The organism is uncultured Roseibium sp., assembly GCF_947494555.1.
Classification (GTDB): Bacteria; Pseudomonadota; Alphaproteobacteria; order Rhizobiales; family Stappiaceae; genus Roseibium.
Window position 1 is genome coordinate 545,499 of record NZ_CANLVF010000003.1, and the last position, 17,751, is coordinate 563,249.

The following is a 17,751-nucleotide window of genomic DNA, read 5'->3' on the forward strand; positions in this document are numbered from 1 at the left end:
TTACAACTTTACGCCGTCATGCCGGGGATCCGACGAAATCCGGTTTCAAGCGCCTCTATGAAAGCAGAGAGGCGACGCGGTTGCCGGCGGGCCGGCAGGTAGGCAAGGTTTACATCGAGCGTCGCGGCGCGCCAGTTCGGCAGCAAGTCAACCAGAGCGCCATTCTCAAGCTCCTCCGCAACAAACCAGAGTGGCAGGACGGCGGCCCCGACGCCGGATTGAACAGCGTGTTTGAGCGACATGATGTTGTTTGTCGCGAGACTTGAGTTGACCGAGAGTTCGAAGCGCTCACCGTCAGAATGCTTAAGCCCGATCTTCGCTCCTTCGAACGGGGTCAGCGTGACAAATGGAAGCCTGGACGCAGCCTCTGGTGTGCACGCTTCCAACCGGTCTGCGATTGACGGCGTTCCAACAATCAGTCGTTCGACTTGTCCGAGACGCCGGACGATCAGGCTTTCATCGGGAACCGGCCCCACCTTGATCCAGCAATCGCACCCGACTTCGGCAAACCGTATTACCTCGTCTTCCAGACGCCAGTTCAACATGATATTCGGATGCGCCACCTGAAACGCAATGGCGATATCGGCAAGGTGAAGCTGACCCAATGCAACGGGTGCCACGACCCTGAGCGGACCTTTCAGTATGTCGGTATCGCCCGCATGCCTTTCCTCCAACGTGTCCCATCGGGAGATCAGCGAACGCGCGTCGGACAAGACGTCCAGGCCAGCTTCGGTCAACGCGAGGGAGTGGGTGGTTCGGCGGATCAGTTGAATACCAAGGCGGTCCTCCAGCTCCTTGAGCTGCCGGCTTGCCGAGCCTTGCGACATTCCAAGATCGCGCGCTGCACCGCTTATGGTTCCCCGCTCGGCGATGCGGACGAAGGTTTCCAGAAGACCGAGACGATCGAGAGGTTTGCTCATGCGTAATACAAATAACAAATAGCTTTATAAACTGTCTACAGAATATTCTCCACTACGGCCATCTTGATCCCGACAGCAACAGTCAAATCAGGAGATTGAGAATGACCGACATGACATACGCCATCGGCAAAGAGTTGAACGTAAACCGCCTCGGTTACGGAGCGATGCGCCTGACCGGGCAACCGGGCAATTTCGGTCCCTTTGAAAACTGGGATGAAGGCCTAGCGCTGCTGAGGCGTGCCGCTGATCTCGGCGTCACTTTCTTCGACAGCGCCTGGGCCTACGGACCGGAATTCGCCGACAAGATCGTTGGCGAAGCGCTCGAAGGCCGCAAGGTCACCTTGGCCACAAAGGGCGGAGTGGACAAACCTGAACCTGGCCGCATCGTGGTCGACGGCAGCCGCGATGCGCTCATGTGGCAGATTGATCGTGCGCTTATCAATCTACGCCGCGACCGGATTGATCTCTTTCAGTTGCACCGGGTGGATCCGCAAACACCGATTGAAGTGTCGGTTGCCGCGCTTACCGAAGCGCAAGCTGATGGCCGCATCGGTCATATCGGCCTTTCCAATGTAACGCGCGCGCAATTGGAAAGCGCTCTCGCGGTCGCACCAATTGCAAGCGTTCAAAACCGGTTCAACATGCAGGAAACTGAGGCTGAGGACCTGGTCGACTTTACCGCAGAGAAGGAGATCGCCTTCATTCCCTACGGTCCGCTTGGCGCAAATCCGATGCAGCAAGGGGCCAAACTCGCTCCGCGCGAGGCAATCGCCTGGCTGCTTGCCCGTTCACCCAACATCGTCGTCATCCCCGGCACCACCTCAATCAAGCATCTTGAGGAGAATTGGAGCGCCTGGGACCTCGTTTGAAGCATTTGATGAAAGGACTAAAACCATGAGCACTATCCTTGGGTCCGCAACCGTCGAGCATATCATGATCGGCACTGGAAACTACGATGCGACACTCGCCTGGTGGACCGAAAAGCTTGGCTTCGAAGTCGAGATGGAATGGACGGTTCCTGAATTCTCGGGCCTCCAGCTCGCCTATCTGACAAAAAACGGATTTCGCCTTGAAATCGTCGGCAATCCGGCACGCTTCCAGGAAAGACCGGCGCCCATGGCGATAGATCAGCATCTTGCGGACAGTGGTTTCAGCCACCTCGCCTTCAAGGTAGAAGACGTGGATGCTGTCATGGCCGAGCTTTCTGAGAAGGGCGTTCCAACCTTTCTGCCGGCAACAAGTTTTGCGGACGTTGGCCGCCGGGTTGCATTCGTTCAGGACAATCAGGGAAACGTCATCGAGTTTGCCGCCGACCTTCCCCGCGAGGCTGCCTGACATGGCGACGCCCAACAAAAACAAGATGGCTATCCTCACCTGGCTTGTCGTCTACCCGCTGATCACGGCACTCCTTGCGGTCCTGGAGCCGCTCCTTTCCGGAATACCCATGCCGCTCAGATCGTTTGTTCTGACGGTCATCATGGTTCCGGCAATGGTCTATCTTATAATGCCGACAGTGACATCGAAGATGAGTGCGTGGCTCAACTCGAACTAGTCCAGTAACACTGCGGTACACAGGTGTTTCCTCAAGAATCCCGGTCAGGACCATGGTTCCGAGCCGGGATTTTGATTGCGGACACATTCTCGAAGTTTCAATTCACTCCGCTATACTTGTCCCTCATGGGGCAGATTACGGCATTGTTTGTTCAAAAAGTCATCGACGTGGCCACGTCCGTGGACCCAACGGGCGGCGATCGGCGTCGTGACCTTTTCCGCTCGGTTGGGATCGACAGCGATGCGCCGGTCGACCCCAAACAAATGGTGTCAGACAAAGACTATTATGCGCTGTGCGAACGGGTGACCCGGGAAGACCCGCACGGGGCGTCGGTGCCGATCCGCGTCGGCTCTTCCATGCGTTGCGACGACTACGGCGCTTTCGGTCTTGCCTGGAAATCGGCCATTGATCTGCGCGGCTCTTATCAGCGTTCCGAACGCTATGCCCGGGTGCTGACGAGCGTTTCGACCTATGAGTTTGTTGAGGAAAACGGCGCTTTCTTCATGGCCCTCAACCGGGCAGGCGAGCGCCATCTCGGGATGCGCCTGTCCAACGAACAGTCGATCGTCGCCGTCACACAGATCAGCCGCGAAGTATCACAGCAGCCGTTTTCGCCGGACGCGGTCTATTTCAAACATTCCGGCCCGGAGGATCTTTCCGCGCATGAAAGCTATTTCGGTTGCCCGGTGCACTACAACGCCGACCGTGACGCCATCCGGGTATCGAAGGATCATCTCATAGCGCCAAACAAACTGGGTGACCCGAGCATTTCCGCCTTCTTCGATTCCCATATGGAAAAGGAAATCGCGGAGCTGCCTGAGGCACAGGAACTGGATGGCCGCGTGCGCAACCTTGTGTTACGTGCCTTGAGTGAAGGGGTGCCAAATGTCGCCGACGTCGCCGCCCGTCTGGGCTTGAGTGCGCGCACGTTACAGCGGCGGTTAGCGGCTCAGGGCCACGCTTTCCAGGACCTTGTCGACGAAGCGCGTCAGGACCTGGCCATCCGGCTCCTCAGACGCACAGACTACGCCCTTGCCGAGGTTGCGTTCCTGACCGGCTTTGCCGAGCAGAGCGCGTTCACACGCGCCTTCAAGCGCTGGCGCGGTGAAACACCGGCCTCCTTCCGGCGCACCGTCCAACACGCCTGAGGCTGGTCTAGGTCAGATTGGCACGGCGGGTCAAAACAGTGGCACGCGCAGTCAATACCGGTGACAGCATCTTCCCTATTCCTTGGTTATCGTTTCAACCAAGGAGAAGATCCCATGCAGACCAGACCAACTCTCGTGATCGGTGCCACCGGCAAGACCGGTTCTCGCGTTGCCAACATCCTTGACCAAAAAGGCGTGCCCGTCCGGCGCGGTTCGCGCGGCGCTGCCATTCCGTTCGACTGGGACAAGCCGGAGACCTGGGCCGCGGCCCTCGACAGTGTGAGCCGGGCTTACGTCACTTACTTCCCAGACATTGCAGTGCCGGGCGCTGTTGACAAAGTCGAGGCGCTTGCTGCTTCGGCAAAATCGGCTGGTGTCGAGCGGCTAGTTATGCTGACCGGCCGCGGCGAGCATCATGCCCGATCGGGAGAAGAGGCCGTCCGCGCTTCCGGCGTCGACTACACGCTGGTTCGCTCTGCCTGGTTCGCCCAGAATTTTTCCGAAGGCTATCTGCGCGATCCCGTCCTGGAGGGCGTTTTACCCATGCCAGGCGGTAACGTGTTGGAACCGATCATCGACATCGATGACATTGCGGATGTTGCCGCCGCAGCATTGACGGAAGACGGCCATTCGAGTGAGCTCTATGAAGTGACTGGTCCACGCCTGATGACCTTTACGCAGATGGCAGAGGAACTCGGAAGAGCCATCGGACGGCCAATCCAGCACATCCCGATCAGTTTCGAAGACTTCAGGGCCGGTGTCGCACAAGCAGCCGGACCGGACATCGCCGATGTCTTTGAAGCCATCGCGCGCGAGACGCTGGACGGCCGAAATGCGCACCTGACCGACGGCGTCGAGCGTGCTCTCGGCCGCAAGCCCCGCGACTTCGCCGAATTTGCAGCGAAGGCGGCCCGGGCCGGTGCGTGGTCTCGCGCGGCCTGAGCCTCAAATCACGAGGACATCGATATGAAGACATTCATCTCAAGACTGACACTCGGCATTGCGGGCGCGCTCGCAATTGGTATCGGCGGAGCAATTACGCTTGTTCCCGACGCGTTCTTTGCGTCCTACGGGATCGTGCTGCCGGAGAGTATTGACCTTTACAGCGAGATACGGGCGCCGGGTGCCAACCTTGCCGTCCTTGGGGCTCTGATTTTTGTCGGAGCTTTCAAGCCTGACTGGAGACGCTTTTCAGCGGCACTCGGTGCAACGCTCTTCCTTGCCTATGCCGCCGGGCGGTTGGTTAGCATCGCAATGGATGGGACGCCTTCCAGTGCGATCCTCCTTGCCCTTGTGATCGAACTGGCGGTCGGTGCTTCCTGTGCCCTCGCGCTGAGGCAGGCAAGGGACCAGGCAGTCCATACCAAACATCCGCAACTGGCGTGACTTTTGTTAAAAACAGCCGCAGCCTCGAAGCGGAGCGTGCACGCGCGCGCCGCTTCGGCTCATTTACGACCTTGTCCCAACCGATCGCTCTGCACTATGAAGCATCCGGCAGCGTGTCCAGCCAGTCCAGGCCGTGGCCGACCCATTCACCTGGAATGGAATGCCCGCCCTCATGCAGGCAGAGTTCTAGAACGCGCCCGCTCCGGCTCTTGTCCCAACGCTCGCAGGCAAGGCGCGCGTCGTTGCTCTCAACCGGGCGGCTTTCTGCCGAAACGCCATTGAGATGCGAGAGAATGTCGAACCCTTCCGTAATCGGCATGGAATTGTAGATACCGATCTCGTCGTAGGCGACGACACCATCTGAGAGCCCATGGATATGCCGCAAGTTCACAGGACCGGTCGGACACACTTCTGGATTGGAACGCCAGAAGCCTCCGGCAATGGGCGCATATCCCCTGAACTCATGCCCGAGGTAACAGGCAACGTTCCAGACGGTCGAGGCTCCGCGCGAGAAGCCGGACGCCAGTGTCCGGCCCTCGTCGACCGGCCAGCGGCGGCGCACGTCTTCCAAGACTGCGCTGATGAAATCCGCTTCGTCGCGGCCGGGTTCGGCGCGCCCCTCGCCGATCTGGCGCCAGTATCCTCTTTCGGCAAAGGGAGCGATGAAAAGCGCATTTCGGCTGGTCACTCCGTTGATCATCGCCTTGTTCCGGAAGGTTGCTTCCGGTGAACTGTTCCAGCCGTGGAAATATACAACGAGGCCCAATGGGGTCTTGCCGTCCCAACCCTCGGGAACGGCCGCCAGATAGTAACCACCCGGCACCTCACAATGTTTTTCCGCGCCACATGCCATCACTTGGGACGGCAGCAAAAAGAGAAAGAGCGACAGGAAAAACGCGCGCATTCAGAAAACCTCACTTTGGAACGCGGCGATCATTGGCCTGAAGGCTGACACCTGCAAGCAACATGTGCGTGAGCCCTTTGACGCTTATCTGTCAGCGTCATCACCGGAGCAACCTGGGCCGCTTGCGCCATCAAGACGCAAGAAAAACGCTCCTGTAACCTGGATCACAGACTTTTTCAGGCACCTTACCCTAGGTCATCTCATCAAATATCGAAGGAGATTGAGATGACCGAGATCACGATGAACTACACCAAGATCGAATGGACATACGATCGCCAAAGTGACAGCAACAACGACACGTTCAATTTCAAGAACCTATTCACGGGCAACCAGGAAGACGACACCGAGCAGTCGATGCTTGATTTTGCTGCCGTTGAAAATGCCGGCAAGAAGGGCACGGACATCGGCGTAGAGGAAGTGATCATCGCCCATGAACACCTCGAGCGCGATCACAGCATCGAACTGCCAACCTTCGACGACCTGATCGGGTAAGGTGCTACTTCTTTAATCTCAGACCAGCATCTTGCAGCGATTGGCGTTGCAAAAAATCTGATTTAAGCAATTTGAGGACTACCCGGGGCCTGACGAGGTCCCACATTATTTCAATCAAACCAGCTGATAGCCAGGTCTGGATTGTTCCGGCTCGGTTAGATGGCATGAGGACGCAGCCGTTGGACTTCATCGCGGTATGGCGTTGCACCTTTCGGCAGCTCGGGAATGATGACGGCATCAGCGTAGCGAAGCTGTTTGACGAGAACGGGCACCAGCTTTTTGAAGGCGGCAAAAATCGACGGGTCCGGAGCTGGAACGTCGTGCTTGATCAGTTCGTGCAGTTTCGGCAGATGGTAGTAAGGCACCATCGTGAACATGTGATGTTCCAGATGGTAATTCATGTTGAGATAGATGAAGCGGCTGACCGGGTTCATCAGCACGGTTCTGGTGTTCAGGCGATGATCTGAAACATTTTCCGCAAGACCCAGATGCTGCAGCAGGCCGGTCATCACGTGATGCCAGGCACCGTAGAACCTAGGCAGGCCGATCACCATGAGCGGCAGGATTGACCCGGACCAGACACTCAGTCCGATTGTGACAAGATAGATCGCAAGCCAGATGCGCGCGACAAGGAACACTTTCGAAACCTCGCTCTCGCTCACGAAGGTCTTTTCTTCAGGATGCAGGTTGCCTGAGGCATGGAGAAACATGCGCTTTACCAGTTGGATCGTATCGACAATTCCAAACAGATTAAGCACCACTTTCAGAAGATCCGGCGGGCGCATTGCAACGATTTCGGGATCCCTGCCGACGATGATCGTGTCGGTATGGTGCCGGACATGGCTCGCCCGCCAGACGACCGGATTGCGGATCAGCATGAAACTGGCGATCTGATAGACAACGGCGTTCATCCAGGCCGTCTTGAACGCTGTCTTGTGCCCGCACTCGTGCCATCGCGAGTCCGAGGCGGATCCGTATAGAACACCATAGACAAACCAGAATGGGGCCGACCACCAGGAGGGCCAGAGCCAAATGGCAATCGCGCAGGAAAATGCCATCAACCCAAGCCACACCGCGGTGTCTCTCAACGGAATTGCATCGGATTTCTCCCGCAGGCGTCGAATTTCGTCAGGGGCAATTTTCGGGCGGAACCAGGCCGGATTGGCAACACCATCCCTGACCGCGGCCTGTGCTGTTTCGGACGTGAGCGAATAGTCTTTCGTCATCTTGAAACGCTAGGGTATGGACCCAAAAATGAAGTTGATTTGGTTTGGATCGTTTTGGCTAGCTGTGAGGAGCGAAAGCGCAGGAAATGTGGTTCATTTTCAAGCCTTTCGCGACGCAGCAGATTGCCAAAACGGTCAAATCCAAAGGACGGCAAAATGGCTTCACCTCGCAGCGTCAACGTTCTTGACCGGGCACAAAGCCCGCTCTTCGCACGTTTCCTCGCGAGAATTCGCCATTTCTGCCGCCAAATCAGCTTCATTTGTGGGTCCGTACCCTAGATCAACTTGGCGAAGACGTCTACTTCAACCACTTGATTGATAACTTGTTATGGTGCGGTTCCGGGCGCGTTCAAGTCGGGCGTGACGCAAGCCCCCGCTACAAACACAGGGAAACCGACATGAACCGCAGAGCCCTCATCCCGGACGGAACGCAAGCCGCCGTAAATGATCTGAAAATCTCACCAGGCATCCTCTCCCATGACCACGTCTTCGTGACGGGCATGACCGGGAGCCGCCCTGACGGATCCATGCCGGAAAATCTTGAGGAACAGTTCCACCTGGCTTTTGAAAGATCGTCTCGGTCCTAGAGGAAGGCGGGCTGGACTTCGGCGCCGTTGTGGAGATGACCAGCTACCACGTCGATCTGCGCGCGCACTTCGAAACCTTCCGTGCTGTCCGTTCTGAATATGTCAGAGAACCCTACCCGGCTTGGACCGCCATCGAGGTCGCCGGTCTTCGGCGCGAAGGTGCTGTTGTTGAAATCAGGGTCGTTGCTACGACCGGCAATGATTGAGCTGCCGGAGAAATGACCGCGCTCAGCTTCAAGCTTGCCGGATGCCCTTGTGCTCCTATCTGGTAGTGTCGAGTGGCGGCGTGAAGACAACAGTGCCATCCACTCCGTTCATGCCGCGGCCGTCCCTGACTTGCAGAGCTCAATGACTTGCCGGGTTCAATCACAAAAGACGGTTCGGATCCTTGAGTATTTTCGATCAGCCCGAAGCACAGGATCTTGGTCCCTATCTTCGTGTTGCCGACCGCAAGCTGAACATTCTTTCCGTCTTTGACGACCTTAAATATGACCGTTCAGATGCGGATCTTCTGTCACCGGCGATGAGACAGCATGTGGTGAAGGTTCTTTCAAAACTCGATTTCAAGCAGACGTCGGGAACCGTGTTGAAACACAAGACTGCCGATCTGCACTGTATCATGCCGAAATTCCACGCCTTGGGTGCATCCCCGTTCGACATCACAAGATATGCGGACAAGCGCCCGCAGGACTTTTACATTTTGACACCCACGCAGACCGCTTGCCAGTTCATAGACAATTATGCCCTCGAAGAGGCTGTTGAGCTAATCAAGACCCTCATTGAGCGTCAGCCGATCAATCTCTTTCGGCTCATGGATTTTCTGGAAAGAAAGCCCTCGCATGAGGCATTTCGCGCCGCAATCGGGCATCTGAAATACGTTCAACGCGTGGCTTTACAACAAGAACCTTTGCGCAGCATGCGTGCCCTTGGTTAGCCGCCTAAGCCACACTCTCGCCGCGCTGCTCCGCTGAAGAGAGGCAAGCAGCCAGCCCTTGCATTTACGTCTTGCAGTCCGGCTGTGCCGCATCAGCACACCTCGCTAAAATCGTTTCAACTCACGCTCATTTGGGTGATATCGTTCGGCAAAGGCCGCAATGAAACGGAGCGACTATGCCGGTTCGAAGACGACGCCCGCCGTTCAGGTTTCTGGAACGCTTGAGGCAGATGCAGGAGGAAGAACGGCAGCAGGCCACTTCAAATCCGTTTCTGGCGCAAGCCCTGGAAAAAGAGAAGATGGAGGGACACCGGCTCGCTGTCATCGCCCGAACGATCGCGCTCGGTCTGGTGGGCCTTCTCCTGCCGTTCCTCAACTTCAGCCTGAACGTGCTTTACTACGAAGCCATGCTGCTCGTGTTCATCGGCCTTGGCTGGCTTCAATTGCGCATGGCAAGCGTCGGCTATTCAAAGTCGGAACTCGCTCTGATCTTTGTCGATGTCAGCCTTCTGACAATCCTGTTCATCACGCCGAACCCGTTCTTCAGTCAGGACATTCCGACGGCGTTCATGTACCGGTTCGACAATTTCATCTATTTCTTCATTTTCCTCGCGGTCGGCACGCTTGCCTATTCCTGGCGAACCGTCTGGGCGATGGGCACCTGGGTGGCCGTTCTCTGGCTGATCGGCTTTGCAGTTGTTTCCCTGTTCGGGCACACAATCCCGGAACTCACTCAAGCGGCATCGAACGCCTTTCAGGGTCATCCGCTGGTAGATGAAGAACTCGACCCCAACAGCACGCGGCCCGGCGTACGTGTCCAGGAAATTGTCGTTTTTCTGATCGTCGCAGGCATCCTTGCGGTAAAGGGCTGGCGGTCGAACCAGCTTTTGATGCGCCAGGCAAATATTGCGGCAGAGCGCGCAAACCTGTCACGCTACTTTCCGTCCAGTCTCGTGGATGTTCTTGCCGCCACAGATCGGGACATCGGCGCTGTCAGAACGCAGGATGTGGCCGTTCTTTTCACTGACATAGTCGGCTTTACCAAATATGCCGAGCAACATTCGCCGGAAGAGGTGATGGACCTTCTTCGGCACTACCACGCCTTTGTGGAGCGCTCGATTTTTCAAAACGGTGGAACGCTCGACAAGTATCTCGGTGACGGTGTGATGGCGACCTTCGGCACACCGGAAACCGGGCCTGGCGACGCCGCCAATGCCCTGAAAGCCGCTACGCAACTTATTGAGGAAACCGACCGCTTCAACCAGGACCGCGAGGCCGAAGGTCTTGCACCCATCAATGTTTCGATCGGCGTTCATTTCGGACCCGTCATCCTGGGCGACATCGGCCCGTCACGACGTCTGGAATTCGCCGTCGTCGGTGACACTGTGAATGTCGCCAGCCGGCTCGAAGCCTCCACGAGGGAGCTCGGCTGCAAGTGCGTCGTCAGTGAGGCTTTGATGCAACGGGCAAAACAGGCCGAAGCCGAAGACCCCCCTCCCAACGCATTCACGCCGCGAGACCCGATCAAACTGCGCGGGCGGCAAAACGAGATTGATGTGTGGACGGTGTGAGCCGGGACCGCCTGAGATCAGTCACTATCGGCGTCCGGCAATGCGAAGCGCTTCAGCCCGCCCGCTTCGACGGATTGCAAAAGCTTGCCATCGTCGGCCCGCAGGCAGATGTCCGTTTTCCAGTCGCAGGAGATCCAACGCTCTTGCCGATCCATCAGGAACAGTTTGCGCCTGCCTTCAAACAGGTCCCAGCTCTCCAAAAGACCGGCCTCATCGCCAGTCAGCAAAACCGACCCGTCGGCTCCCCAGTCCAGGCCGTTGAAGATGCGCAGGTCACGATTGAATTCGCGCACCCACCATCCGTGCCTCGTCCCGTGGACCCGCGCCGGGGCATATTGAGAACCAGCGGCGATGAAGTCGCCATCGGGTGACCAGACAATGAATTGCGGGTAATAGGCAAAATCAGTCTCCGTTGTCAGGATCTCGCCGGACTTCCGGTCCCAGACCACAACGCGGGCGTTCATAGACGTCGCGAGCCGAGAGCCGTCCGGCGACCAGGCAATATGCGACGTCAGATCGACACTGCAGCAAAACACCTTTTCGACCTTCCCGTTCGATGCGTCCCAGACCCTTACCGTCCGGTCGTCCGCTGCGCTCGCCAGCAACGTACCGTCCTGCGACCAGGAGATATTTTCCACATCGTCTTCATGATCCTCGTACCGGTCGAGAACATTGCCCGTCACGGCATCGAAAATGCGCACAACATCTTCGTCTCCGCCAGTTGCAATCATGGAGCCGTCAGGCGACCAGGCAACCGCACGCACGCTGTCTGCATGGCCTTCAAGCAGTTTTTCCTGAGCACCGGTTAGCGCATTCCAGACCCTTGCGGTCCCATCCCACGATCCACTTACAAGCCGTGTGCTGTCCGGTGACCAGGACACAGTGAGAATATCGTTGGTGTGCCCTTGAAGGGACGCAATGAGATCTCCGGTTCTCGTGTCCCACAGATTGTTCACTTCGCTGTCGTCTGCAGACGCCAACAACGTTCCGTCTGGCGACCAGGACAGAACGCGGATTTCCGCTTTGTGACCGTTGAGAACATGCCGCACCTTTCCGGTCTGTTCGTCCCAGATCGTGATCCGTCCTTGCGTGTCGGCGATCGCGGCCAGCTGCGCAATAGGCGACCATGCCACGTGACCGATGGCGTGCACGCCACCCTCAGCTCTCATCAGGGTTTTCTGCGCTTCAAGATCCCATATCCTGAGAGCATCGTCCGAAGAACCAATGGCAAGACGTGTTCCGTCCGGGGACCAGGCGAGCGCTTCAATCCAATAATCTTCATGGTCACTTTGATGCATCACCACATGGGTGCGCGCATCCCAAAGGCGTAAACTGCCATCGTCATCGGCGGCAGCAAGAACGTTGCCATCCGGCGACCAGACAATATTGACGCACACGTTTCCCGGTTCTCCGCAGGAAAGATCCGCAACCGGTTCACCCGTTTTCGCATCAAGCATCCGCGCCGCATTTCCCTCGAGCAGGACCGCCACCTGCCGATCGTCCGGCGCCCAGGCGATCCCCTTGACCGCGTCATCTTCATAGTCCGCGATCTGAACCACAGCTTCATCCGTGTCGAGGTCCCAAATCCGGGCACTCCCGTCCCTTGATCCGCTGGACAATCTGTTTCCGGAATTCGACCAGGTCAGGAAGATGACTTCGTCTTCCAGACCGGTGAGTGATTTGGCGACCTTGCCTGCCTCCACGTCGACGAGCAAAATGTCGTAGCCTGTCACATCAGCTGTGTAGTCTGTCGCCGCGATCGCGAGATACGTGCCGTCCGGCGACCACGCGAGCGCCTGAGCCGTTGAGTAGGCGGCTTCGATCAGTGCCGCGCTTTGTTCGCTCACCGACCAGATGACGAGGCCGCCCGGGATCGTTGCTGCGATGCGGCCGCCGTCCGGTGCCCATGCAACGGCCGAGGTCTCCGGAATGCCCCCATCAAAGACCAACAGCATTTCACCGGTTCGCGCATCCCAGAGCCTGGCTGGTTCACCCTCTGCAGCCGTCGCCAGATAGGCGCCGTCCGGCGACCAGGCCAGATCGATAACTTCACGCGTATGGCCATGAAGAACCGCGCTCGCCTCCCCTGTTTTCGCGTCCCGGATTGTAACGAACGAGCCCCACGGGGCCGTCGCCACCTGTGTTCCGTCCGGCGACCAGGCGATATATTCCACCGGCGCGGCCCAGTGGCCGGACAGTCCGGCAACGAAACCATCGGACAACTCGACCGGCTGCGGAACAGGGTCTTTTGCTGTTGCCTTCTCCTGCGCAGAAAGATCTTTAGACGCCATGACGAGACAGAGGACGGGCAGAACGCACAAGCGCCATGAACAAGTCAGAAAAGAAAGCGCACTTCCGGGCCTCATAAGCCTGTCCTCCAAAGATCACTCAATGCATTTTACAGTGACATCAGCTCCGGGTTCTTCCAAGTGTTGCTGCAACTGCGTTCCGCATCCTGAAAAGCGCGACTCAGCCTTGAGCATTGCCTGATGAGCCCGCTCCGAGCCTGTTTCTCCCAGAGACTTGTGACTGGGTGAGCTGATTGACGCGCGCATTGCGGGTCACGACGCCCCTCCCTCATGAGCAGGTTGCAAATATACTATCAATATTCAGCAAAACTGCCTGAACAATCCAACGAGATGTAAAAATACTTGCCAGAAATACGGATAGTTGAAAATCAATCTCCGTTTTTATAGCTGCGTTGAACCTTATTTATTTTTATCTAACCCTGCTGTTTTACACTCAAATACTGAGTTGTGAGGCAATATGGATGTATCGGCGCTAAAGAATGACTTCATGGACCTCACGGCAGATGCCGTTGCGGTCGGGCATCTTGCGCCTGGGTCAAACACAGCCATTCTTGTCTATGTGAACAGGGCTTTTTCAGAGCAGTTCGGCTACGAGCCCGACGCGAGTTTGGGCCGAGAGATGAGCAGCCTGCATTTCGCCAATGCTTCTCAGCCGTATGATCGTATCGGACGTCACAAGCCGGAGGACAGCCCCTGCTCGTTTGCCGCAGATCAGGTGGAATGCCTGAGGTCCGACGGATCGGTGATGCTGGCGAGTCTTTCCGTCGTTGTTGTCGAGAACACGGCAGGCGATGGACACCTCGTATGCGCCACCTATCGCCAGATCAATCCGCACACGCAAGAAGAGGATCGCGTTGCTGAAAGTGCGTTTGAGCGGGGAAAGAGCGAAACAGCACCATCCCGAGACGGTCAAGGGGCAATGTCGGACAAGCGCTTGAGACAGGCACTGAACGCATATGCCGAACCTATCGCGGTCTATGACGCCGACAAGCGCCTCGTTTTCTGGAACGATGCTTACGCCATTTCGATGACCGACGAACCTCAGGAGATCAGAACCGGGCTGAGCATTGAAGAGGTTCTGAGAATCGGGCTTAAAAACAACAGGTTCCCTGAATCGCGTGGCCGCGAAGAAGTCTGGCTGAAAGAGCAGGTGACGCATGCAATGAAGTGCGAACCTGTCACCGACGTGGAAGTTGCCGATGACATTCACCACCAGGTTCAGCGCAGTCGCGTCCCGAACGGCGACATGCTTGTCATTCGCTTCGACACGACAGAAATTGTTCGCGAACGCAAGGCAGCCGACCGCACACATGCGCGGCTCGTGGCTGCGTTGAATGCCTATCCCGATCCGATCGTTATCTACGACAAGGATCTGAACCTTGTGTGCTGGAACACGGGATACGCGTCTTCCATGACAGACAATGCCGAAGAACTTTTCGAAGGAATGCATCTTCGCGATGTCCTTCGAAACGCGATTCGCCATGGACGCTATCCGGATGCCATGGGTCAGGAAGACGCCTGGGTTGAAAACATCATGGCTCCGGACACGCTCGACAGCGACTGGCAGGATGTCGAGTTGGATGGAGACATTCACCACCGTCTGCTGCGCTCCCGGTCGTCGAACGGTGACTATGTGGTGATCCGGCTCAATTCAACGGAGTTCGTAAGGCAGAAACGCACTGCGGAAGCGGCGGAGGCAAGGCTTCTGGCTGCGTTGAACGCCTATCCGGCCCCCTTTGTCATCTACGATTCGGATGACCGGCTGGTGGCCTGCAACGATGCCTATCGGAGTTCGATGTCAAACCACTCGGAAGACCTGCAAACCGGCATGCACCGGACCGAGGTGGCGCGCATCGCCATCAGGGCGGGCAAGATCGCGAATGCGATTGGCCGGGAAGAAGAGTGGATGTCCGACGCACACCAGCATGGCGACGTCAGCAAACCTGTTCAGGATCTCGAACTGCCCGGCGATGTTCACCACAGGCTCCTCAGATCCCGTGTCGAGAACGGTGACCTGGTCATACTCCGGATCGACACGACGGAGCTCGTGCGTCAACGACGGGCACTTGAGGAAACGCAGGACCGGCTCTTTTCCGCCATCAAGGCGTACCCGGATCCGTTTGCCATCTACGACGAGGCGCACAATCTCGTCATCTGGAATCCCGCCTACGCAGACTCCATGTCAGACCGCCCGGCAGAGATCAGTGCCGGCACAAGCCTGAAGGAACTGCTCCGATACGCAGCGAAGTGCGGAAAAATCCCGGCTGCCATCGGGCGGGAAGATGAATGGGTCGATGAGTATTATTCGCCGGACCTTCTCGCACCTGGCATCGAGGACTTCGAATTCGCCGGTGACCAGCACCATCGCATGGTCCGCTCCCGCACGGAAAAGGGTGAATACGTCGTACTTCGCCTCAACATCACGGAAGTTGTGCGCCAACGCCGTGCCCTCGAGCAGTATTCGAAAAGGCTCGAAACCGCGAACCAGGAAATCACCTATAAAGCGCTGCATGATGATCTGACAGGCCTGGGCAACCGACGGTTTCTGACCTTGAGATTCGACGAGCTCGTCGAGCGCCGCCAGGAAATCGGCGGGGAGCTTGCGGTCCTTCATATCGATCTCGATCGGTTCAAACAGATCAATGACACGATGGGGCACGACGCAGGTGACAAAGTGCTTCTGGGCATCTCCGAACGCATTCGCGACAACGCCGAGCCGACGGATGTGATCGCACGGATCGGAGGTGATGAATTCGTCGTCCTTCTCCATGTCGACGGCGACGACGACCGTCCTGAAAGACTCGCGAAGTGTCTTATTGGAGAACTGTCGCGCCCAATGCGTTACGAGGGAAAGATTTGCAGGTTCGGTGCCTCAATCGGGCTTGCCCGTACGCCTCTTGCCCGCGTCGATCAGCTGCTGACGAACTCCGACGTTGCCCTTTACAAAGCCAAGAGGCGTGGGCGCGGCCAGTTGGGTATTTTCGACCGGTCCGATCTGGAAGAGGTGCATCGCACGAAGGAAGTGGCGGATGATCTGCTTCGCGCGATTGAAAGCAATGAGTTCGAACCCTTCTACCAGCCGCAGGTGGACGCGGCGTCCCGCGATGTCGTGGGTATCGAAGTCCTGGCCCGCTGGCGCCACCCTGAAAAAGGCGTTGTTGCTCCCGCAGCCTTCCTCTCGGTTGCGACAGATCTGAATGTCGCGGCCGAAATCGATCGCATGATCTTCGAACGTGCGATTTCAGAGTGCCAAAGTGCTTTTGGGAAGATGGCAAATCCACCTTCCTTGTCATTCAATGTCAGCGAGAACCGTGTCAACGACAGTGAAATCGACGCGATCCGTACGCACGTTCAATCCTATTCAGGTCCGGTAAGCTTTGAGCTTCTGGAAACAATCTTTCTGGAAGAGCAGGACGACGATTTCCTGTCCCGGCTCAACGAACTGCGCAGTCTGGGAATCGGCATCGAGGTGGACGACTTCGGCAGTGGCCGTGCATCCGTCGTCGCCCTGCAACGGATCAATCCGGACCGATTGAAAATCGACCGGCGTCTCGTCTCGCTGGTGTCGGAAGGCAGCGGCGGGCTGCGCCTTCTTCGGTCGATTATCGAGATTGGCCAGGCGCTCGAGCTGGGCGTAACCGCTGAAGGTGTCGAAACGCGTGAGCAGGCGGAGATCCTGACGAAGCTCGGATGCGACCGGCTGCAGGGCTATTACTTCGCCAGACCAAAAGCTTTCCCGGACCTGCTTGCCTTTCTTCAAAGCCCGGATGGTTTTGTCACGGAAGCAAAATAGAACACCGACTGTGCGCTCCGGGCAGCTGGTCTTAACTCAGCCATAATCTGGTTGTGTATCGGAAATCATCAACCCTAAGACAGACCCGTCGCAGGGGTGATCATCACCGCGATGCACACGCTTGTTCACTTTACGAAACCGATAGAAGTCATGCCGCTTGCCGTCCACCGCCGTCTCCTGCCTGATTGGGGGACCACTTATGGTCCTGCGGACGAAGGCCCGCATCCTGCCGTGCTTGTGTTGCACGGGTCTGAAGGCGGCCTTTCCGGATGGTCGCACCGGACCGCTGCCATTCTCGCAGCCTCCGGTTTTCTGGCCTATCCGCATGCCTATTCGAAAGGCGGCAATGCATGGAACGCCGGTTCGATCGAAACTATCGAACTGTCCCGCACAGTGGAGGCACTTCAGAGCCTGCGTTCCTTTGCGCCCTGCAATGGCCGTGTGGCACTTTACGGAGTTTCCCGCGGCGCGGAGCATGCCCTTCTTGTTGCAACGCTGATGGCACAGGAGAAGCTCGATGGCGCGGCAGATGCCGTTGCCTGCCTTGCCGCTCCGGATGTCGTCTGCGGCGCATTCGATGCGCGCAGTTTTCGGGATGCCGGCGATCCGGGCTGGCAGGCCTGGGACCCTGCCCGGCGCGCCTGGACGTGGCATGGCCGAAACGACACCTTGTTGCCAACGACGCCGATTGCGGTTGAAGACTTTGAAAGTCCGCTGTTTCTGGCTGCCGGTCTGAAGGACCAGACCTGGTCTCCTGATATGACCAAACGGCTCGAGGCGCGGCGGCGAAATCATAGGCTTGATGTCGAGGCGCATTACTACACGGGCGAGGGGCACGTTCCGGGCAGCGAGGGAGAGAACCATCACCATCGCCTGCTCATCGATTTTCTCGAACGGACCTTGTTGGATTGAGGGCAATCCGGAGTCAA

The 17,751-nt window shown here is 57.4% G+C and carries 17 protein-coding genes; 13 read left to right on the top strand and 4 right to left on the bottom strand.

Translation table 11 applies throughout. The annotated features are described in order from the left end of the window. Positions 1–8 precede the first annotated feature (8 nt). Positions 9–920 (bottom strand): LysR family transcriptional regulator, encoded by a 912-nt coding sequence (locus Q0915_RS17210; RefSeq protein WP_299476058.1) that lies wholly within the window; start codon positions 918–920, stop codon positions 9–11. A 101-nt stretch (positions 921–1,021) separates the two neighbouring features. Here Q0915_RS17210 and Q0915_RS17215 point away from each other — a divergent pair, with 101 nt between their 5' ends. From Q0915_RS17215 to Q0915_RS17240, 6 genes are all read left to right on the top strand, one after another. After that, positions 1,022–1,789 carry an aldo/keto reductase gene (locus Q0915_RS17215; RefSeq protein WP_299476061.1) on the top strand — a complete coding sequence of 256 codons (768 nt, stop codon included), beginning with the start codon at positions 1,022–1,024 and terminating at the stop codon, positions 1,787–1,789. 25 nt (positions 1,790–1,814) lie between these two features. Further along, positions 1,815–2,255: a VOC family protein gene (locus Q0915_RS17220; protein WP_299476064.1), complete on the top strand. Its 441-nt coding sequence runs from the start codon at positions 1,815–1,817 to the stop codon at positions 2,253–2,255. A 1-nt stretch (position 2,256) separates the two neighbouring features. Next, entirely contained in the window at positions 2,257–2,472 is a 216-nt protein-coding gene (locus Q0915_RS17225; protein WP_299476068.1) for a hypothetical protein, read from the top strand. Between the two features lie 143 nt (positions 2,473–2,615). Beyond that, positions 2,616–3,620, top strand: a complete 1,005-nt coding sequence (locus Q0915_RS17230; RefSeq protein ID WP_299476071.1) for an AraC family transcriptional regulator — start codon at positions 2,616–2,618, stop codon at positions 3,618–3,620. A 114-nt stretch (positions 3,621–3,734) separates the two neighbouring features. Continuing rightward, positions 3,735–4,562: an NmrA family NAD(P)-binding protein gene (locus Q0915_RS17235; RefSeq protein ID WP_299476074.1), complete on the top strand. Its 828-nt coding sequence runs from the start codon at positions 3,735–3,737 to the stop codon at positions 4,560–4,562. Between the two features lie 24 nt (positions 4,563–4,586). After that, complete coding sequence (locus Q0915_RS17240; RefSeq protein WP_299476077.1) at positions 4,587–5,006, top strand: DUF4345 domain-containing protein; 420 nt, start codon at positions 4,587–4,589, stop codon at positions 5,004–5,006. Between the two features lie 94 nt (positions 5,007–5,100). Here the strand turns inward: Q0915_RS17240 and Q0915_RS17245 are convergent, their stop codons facing one another. Further along, positions 5,101–5,910, bottom strand: a complete 810-nt coding sequence (locus tag Q0915_RS17245; RefSeq protein ID WP_299476080.1) for a hypothetical protein — start codon at positions 5,908–5,910, stop codon at positions 5,101–5,103. Between the two features lie 225 nt (positions 5,911–6,135). Here Q0915_RS17245 and Q0915_RS17250 point away from each other — a divergent pair, with 225 nt between their 5' ends. Then, entirely contained in the window at positions 6,136–6,402 is a 267-nt protein-coding gene (locus Q0915_RS17250) for a hypothetical protein (protein WP_299476083.1), read from the top strand. 155 nt (positions 6,403–6,557) lie between these two features. Here Q0915_RS17250 and Q0915_RS17255 read toward each other — a convergent pair whose 3' ends face one another. Next, positions 6,558–7,628, bottom strand: a complete 1,071-nt coding sequence (locus Q0915_RS17255; RefSeq protein ID WP_299476086.1) for a fatty acid desaturase family protein — start codon at positions 7,626–7,628, stop codon at positions 6,558–6,560. Between the two features lie 398 nt (positions 7,629–8,026). Between Q0915_RS17255 and Q0915_RS17260 the strand changes: the two genes are divergently transcribed. From Q0915_RS17260 to Q0915_RS17275, 4 genes are all read left to right on the top strand, one after another. Continuing rightward, a complete protein-coding gene (locus Q0915_RS17260) occupies positions 8,027–8,215 on the top strand; it encodes a hypothetical protein (RefSeq protein ID WP_299476089.1) in 189 nt (62 codons plus the stop codon). A 35-nt stretch (positions 8,216–8,250) separates the two neighbouring features. Next, positions 8,251–8,421, top strand: coding sequence for a Rid family hydrolase (locus Q0915_RS17265; protein WP_299476092.1), 171 nt, complete (start codon positions 8,251–8,253; stop codon positions 8,419–8,421). A 182-nt stretch (positions 8,422–8,603) separates the two neighbouring features. Beyond that, positions 8,604–9,149, top strand: coding sequence for a hypothetical protein (locus Q0915_RS17270; protein WP_299476095.1), 546 nt, complete (start codon positions 8,604–8,606; stop codon positions 9,147–9,149). 176 nt (positions 9,150–9,325) lie between these two features. After that, a complete protein-coding gene (locus tag Q0915_RS17275; protein WP_299476098.1) occupies positions 9,326–10,720 on the top strand; it encodes an adenylate/guanylate cyclase domain-containing protein in 1,395 nt (464 codons plus the stop codon). A 17-nt stretch (positions 10,721–10,737) separates the two neighbouring features. Here the strand turns inward: Q0915_RS17275 and Q0915_RS17280 are convergent, their stop codons facing one another. Next, entirely contained in the window at positions 10,738–13,011 is a 2,274-nt protein-coding gene (locus Q0915_RS17280) for a WD40 repeat domain-containing protein (RefSeq protein WP_299476101.1), read from the bottom strand. Positions 13,012–13,516: 505 nt separating this feature from the next. Between Q0915_RS17280 and Q0915_RS17285 the strand changes: the two genes are divergently transcribed. Both Q0915_RS17285 and Q0915_RS17290 read left to right on the top strand, forming a co-directional pair. After that, positions 13,517–16,822 (top strand): EAL domain-containing protein, encoded by a 3,306-nt coding sequence (locus tag Q0915_RS17285; protein WP_299476104.1) that lies wholly within the window; start codon positions 13,517–13,519, stop codon positions 16,820–16,822. 111 nt (positions 16,823–16,933) lie between these two features. Further along, positions 16,934–17,734, top strand: a complete 801-nt coding sequence (locus tag Q0915_RS17290; protein WP_299476107.1) for an acyl-CoA thioester hydrolase/BAAT C-terminal domain-containing protein — start codon at positions 16,934–16,936, stop codon at positions 17,732–17,734. The last annotated feature ends 17 nt before the right edge of the window (positions 17,735–17,751 follow it).

Bases quoted from the DNA above. Each gene is read 5' to 3' on its own strand.
- Q0915_RS17250 (WP_299476083.1), top strand. From the start codon at position 6,136: ATGACCGAGATCACGATGAACTACACCAAGATCGAATGGACATACGAT.
- Q0915_RS17280 (WP_299476101.1), bottom strand. From the start codon at position 13,011: ATGGCGTCTAAAGATCTTTCTGCGCAGGAGAAGGCAACAGCAAAAGAC.
- Q0915_RS17255 (WP_299476086.1), bottom strand. From the start codon at position 7,628: ATGACGAAAGACTATTCGCTCACGTCCGAAACAGCACAGGCCGCGGTC.
- Q0915_RS17245 (WP_299476080.1), bottom strand. From the start codon at position 5,910: ATGCGCGCGTTTTTCCTGTCGCTCTTTCTCTTTTTGCTGCCGTCCCAA.
- Q0915_RS17265 (WP_299476092.1), top strand. From the start codon at position 8,251: ATGACCAGCTACCACGTCGATCTGCGCGCGCACTTCGAAACCTTCCGT.
- Q0915_RS17220 (WP_299476064.1), top strand. From the start codon at position 1,815: ATGAGCACTATCCTTGGGTCCGCAACCGTCGAGCATATCATGATCGGC.
- Q0915_RS17210 (WP_299476058.1), bottom strand. From the start codon at position 920: ATGAGCAAACCTCTCGATCGTCTCGGTCTTCTGGAAACCTTCGTCCGC.
- Q0915_RS17235 (WP_299476074.1), top strand. From the start codon at position 3,735: ATGCAGACCAGACCAACTCTCGTGATCGGTGCCACCGGCAAGACCGGT.
- Q0915_RS17275 (WP_299476098.1), top strand. From the start codon at position 9,326: ATGCCGGTTCGAAGACGACGCCCGCCGTTCAGGTTTCTGGAACGCTTG.
- Q0915_RS17290 (WP_299476107.1), top strand. From the start codon at position 16,934: ATGCACACGCTTGTTCACTTTACGAAACCGATAGAAGTCATGCCGCTT.
- Q0915_RS17215 (WP_299476061.1), top strand. From the start codon at position 1,022: ATGACCGACATGACATACGCCATCGGCAAAGAGTTGAACGTAAACCGC.
- Q0915_RS17240 (WP_299476077.1), top strand. From the start codon at position 4,587: ATGAAGACATTCATCTCAAGACTGACACTCGGCATTGCGGGCGCGCTC.
- Q0915_RS17285 (WP_299476104.1), top strand. From the start codon at position 13,517: ATGGACCTCACGGCAGATGCCGTTGCGGTCGGGCATCTTGCGCCTGGG.
- Q0915_RS17225 (WP_299476068.1), top strand. From the start codon at position 2,257: ATGGCGACGCCCAACAAAAACAAGATGGCTATCCTCACCTGGCTTGTC.
- Q0915_RS17260 (WP_299476089.1), top strand. From the start codon at position 8,027: ATGAACCGCAGAGCCCTCATCCCGGACGGAACGCAAGCCGCCGTAAAT.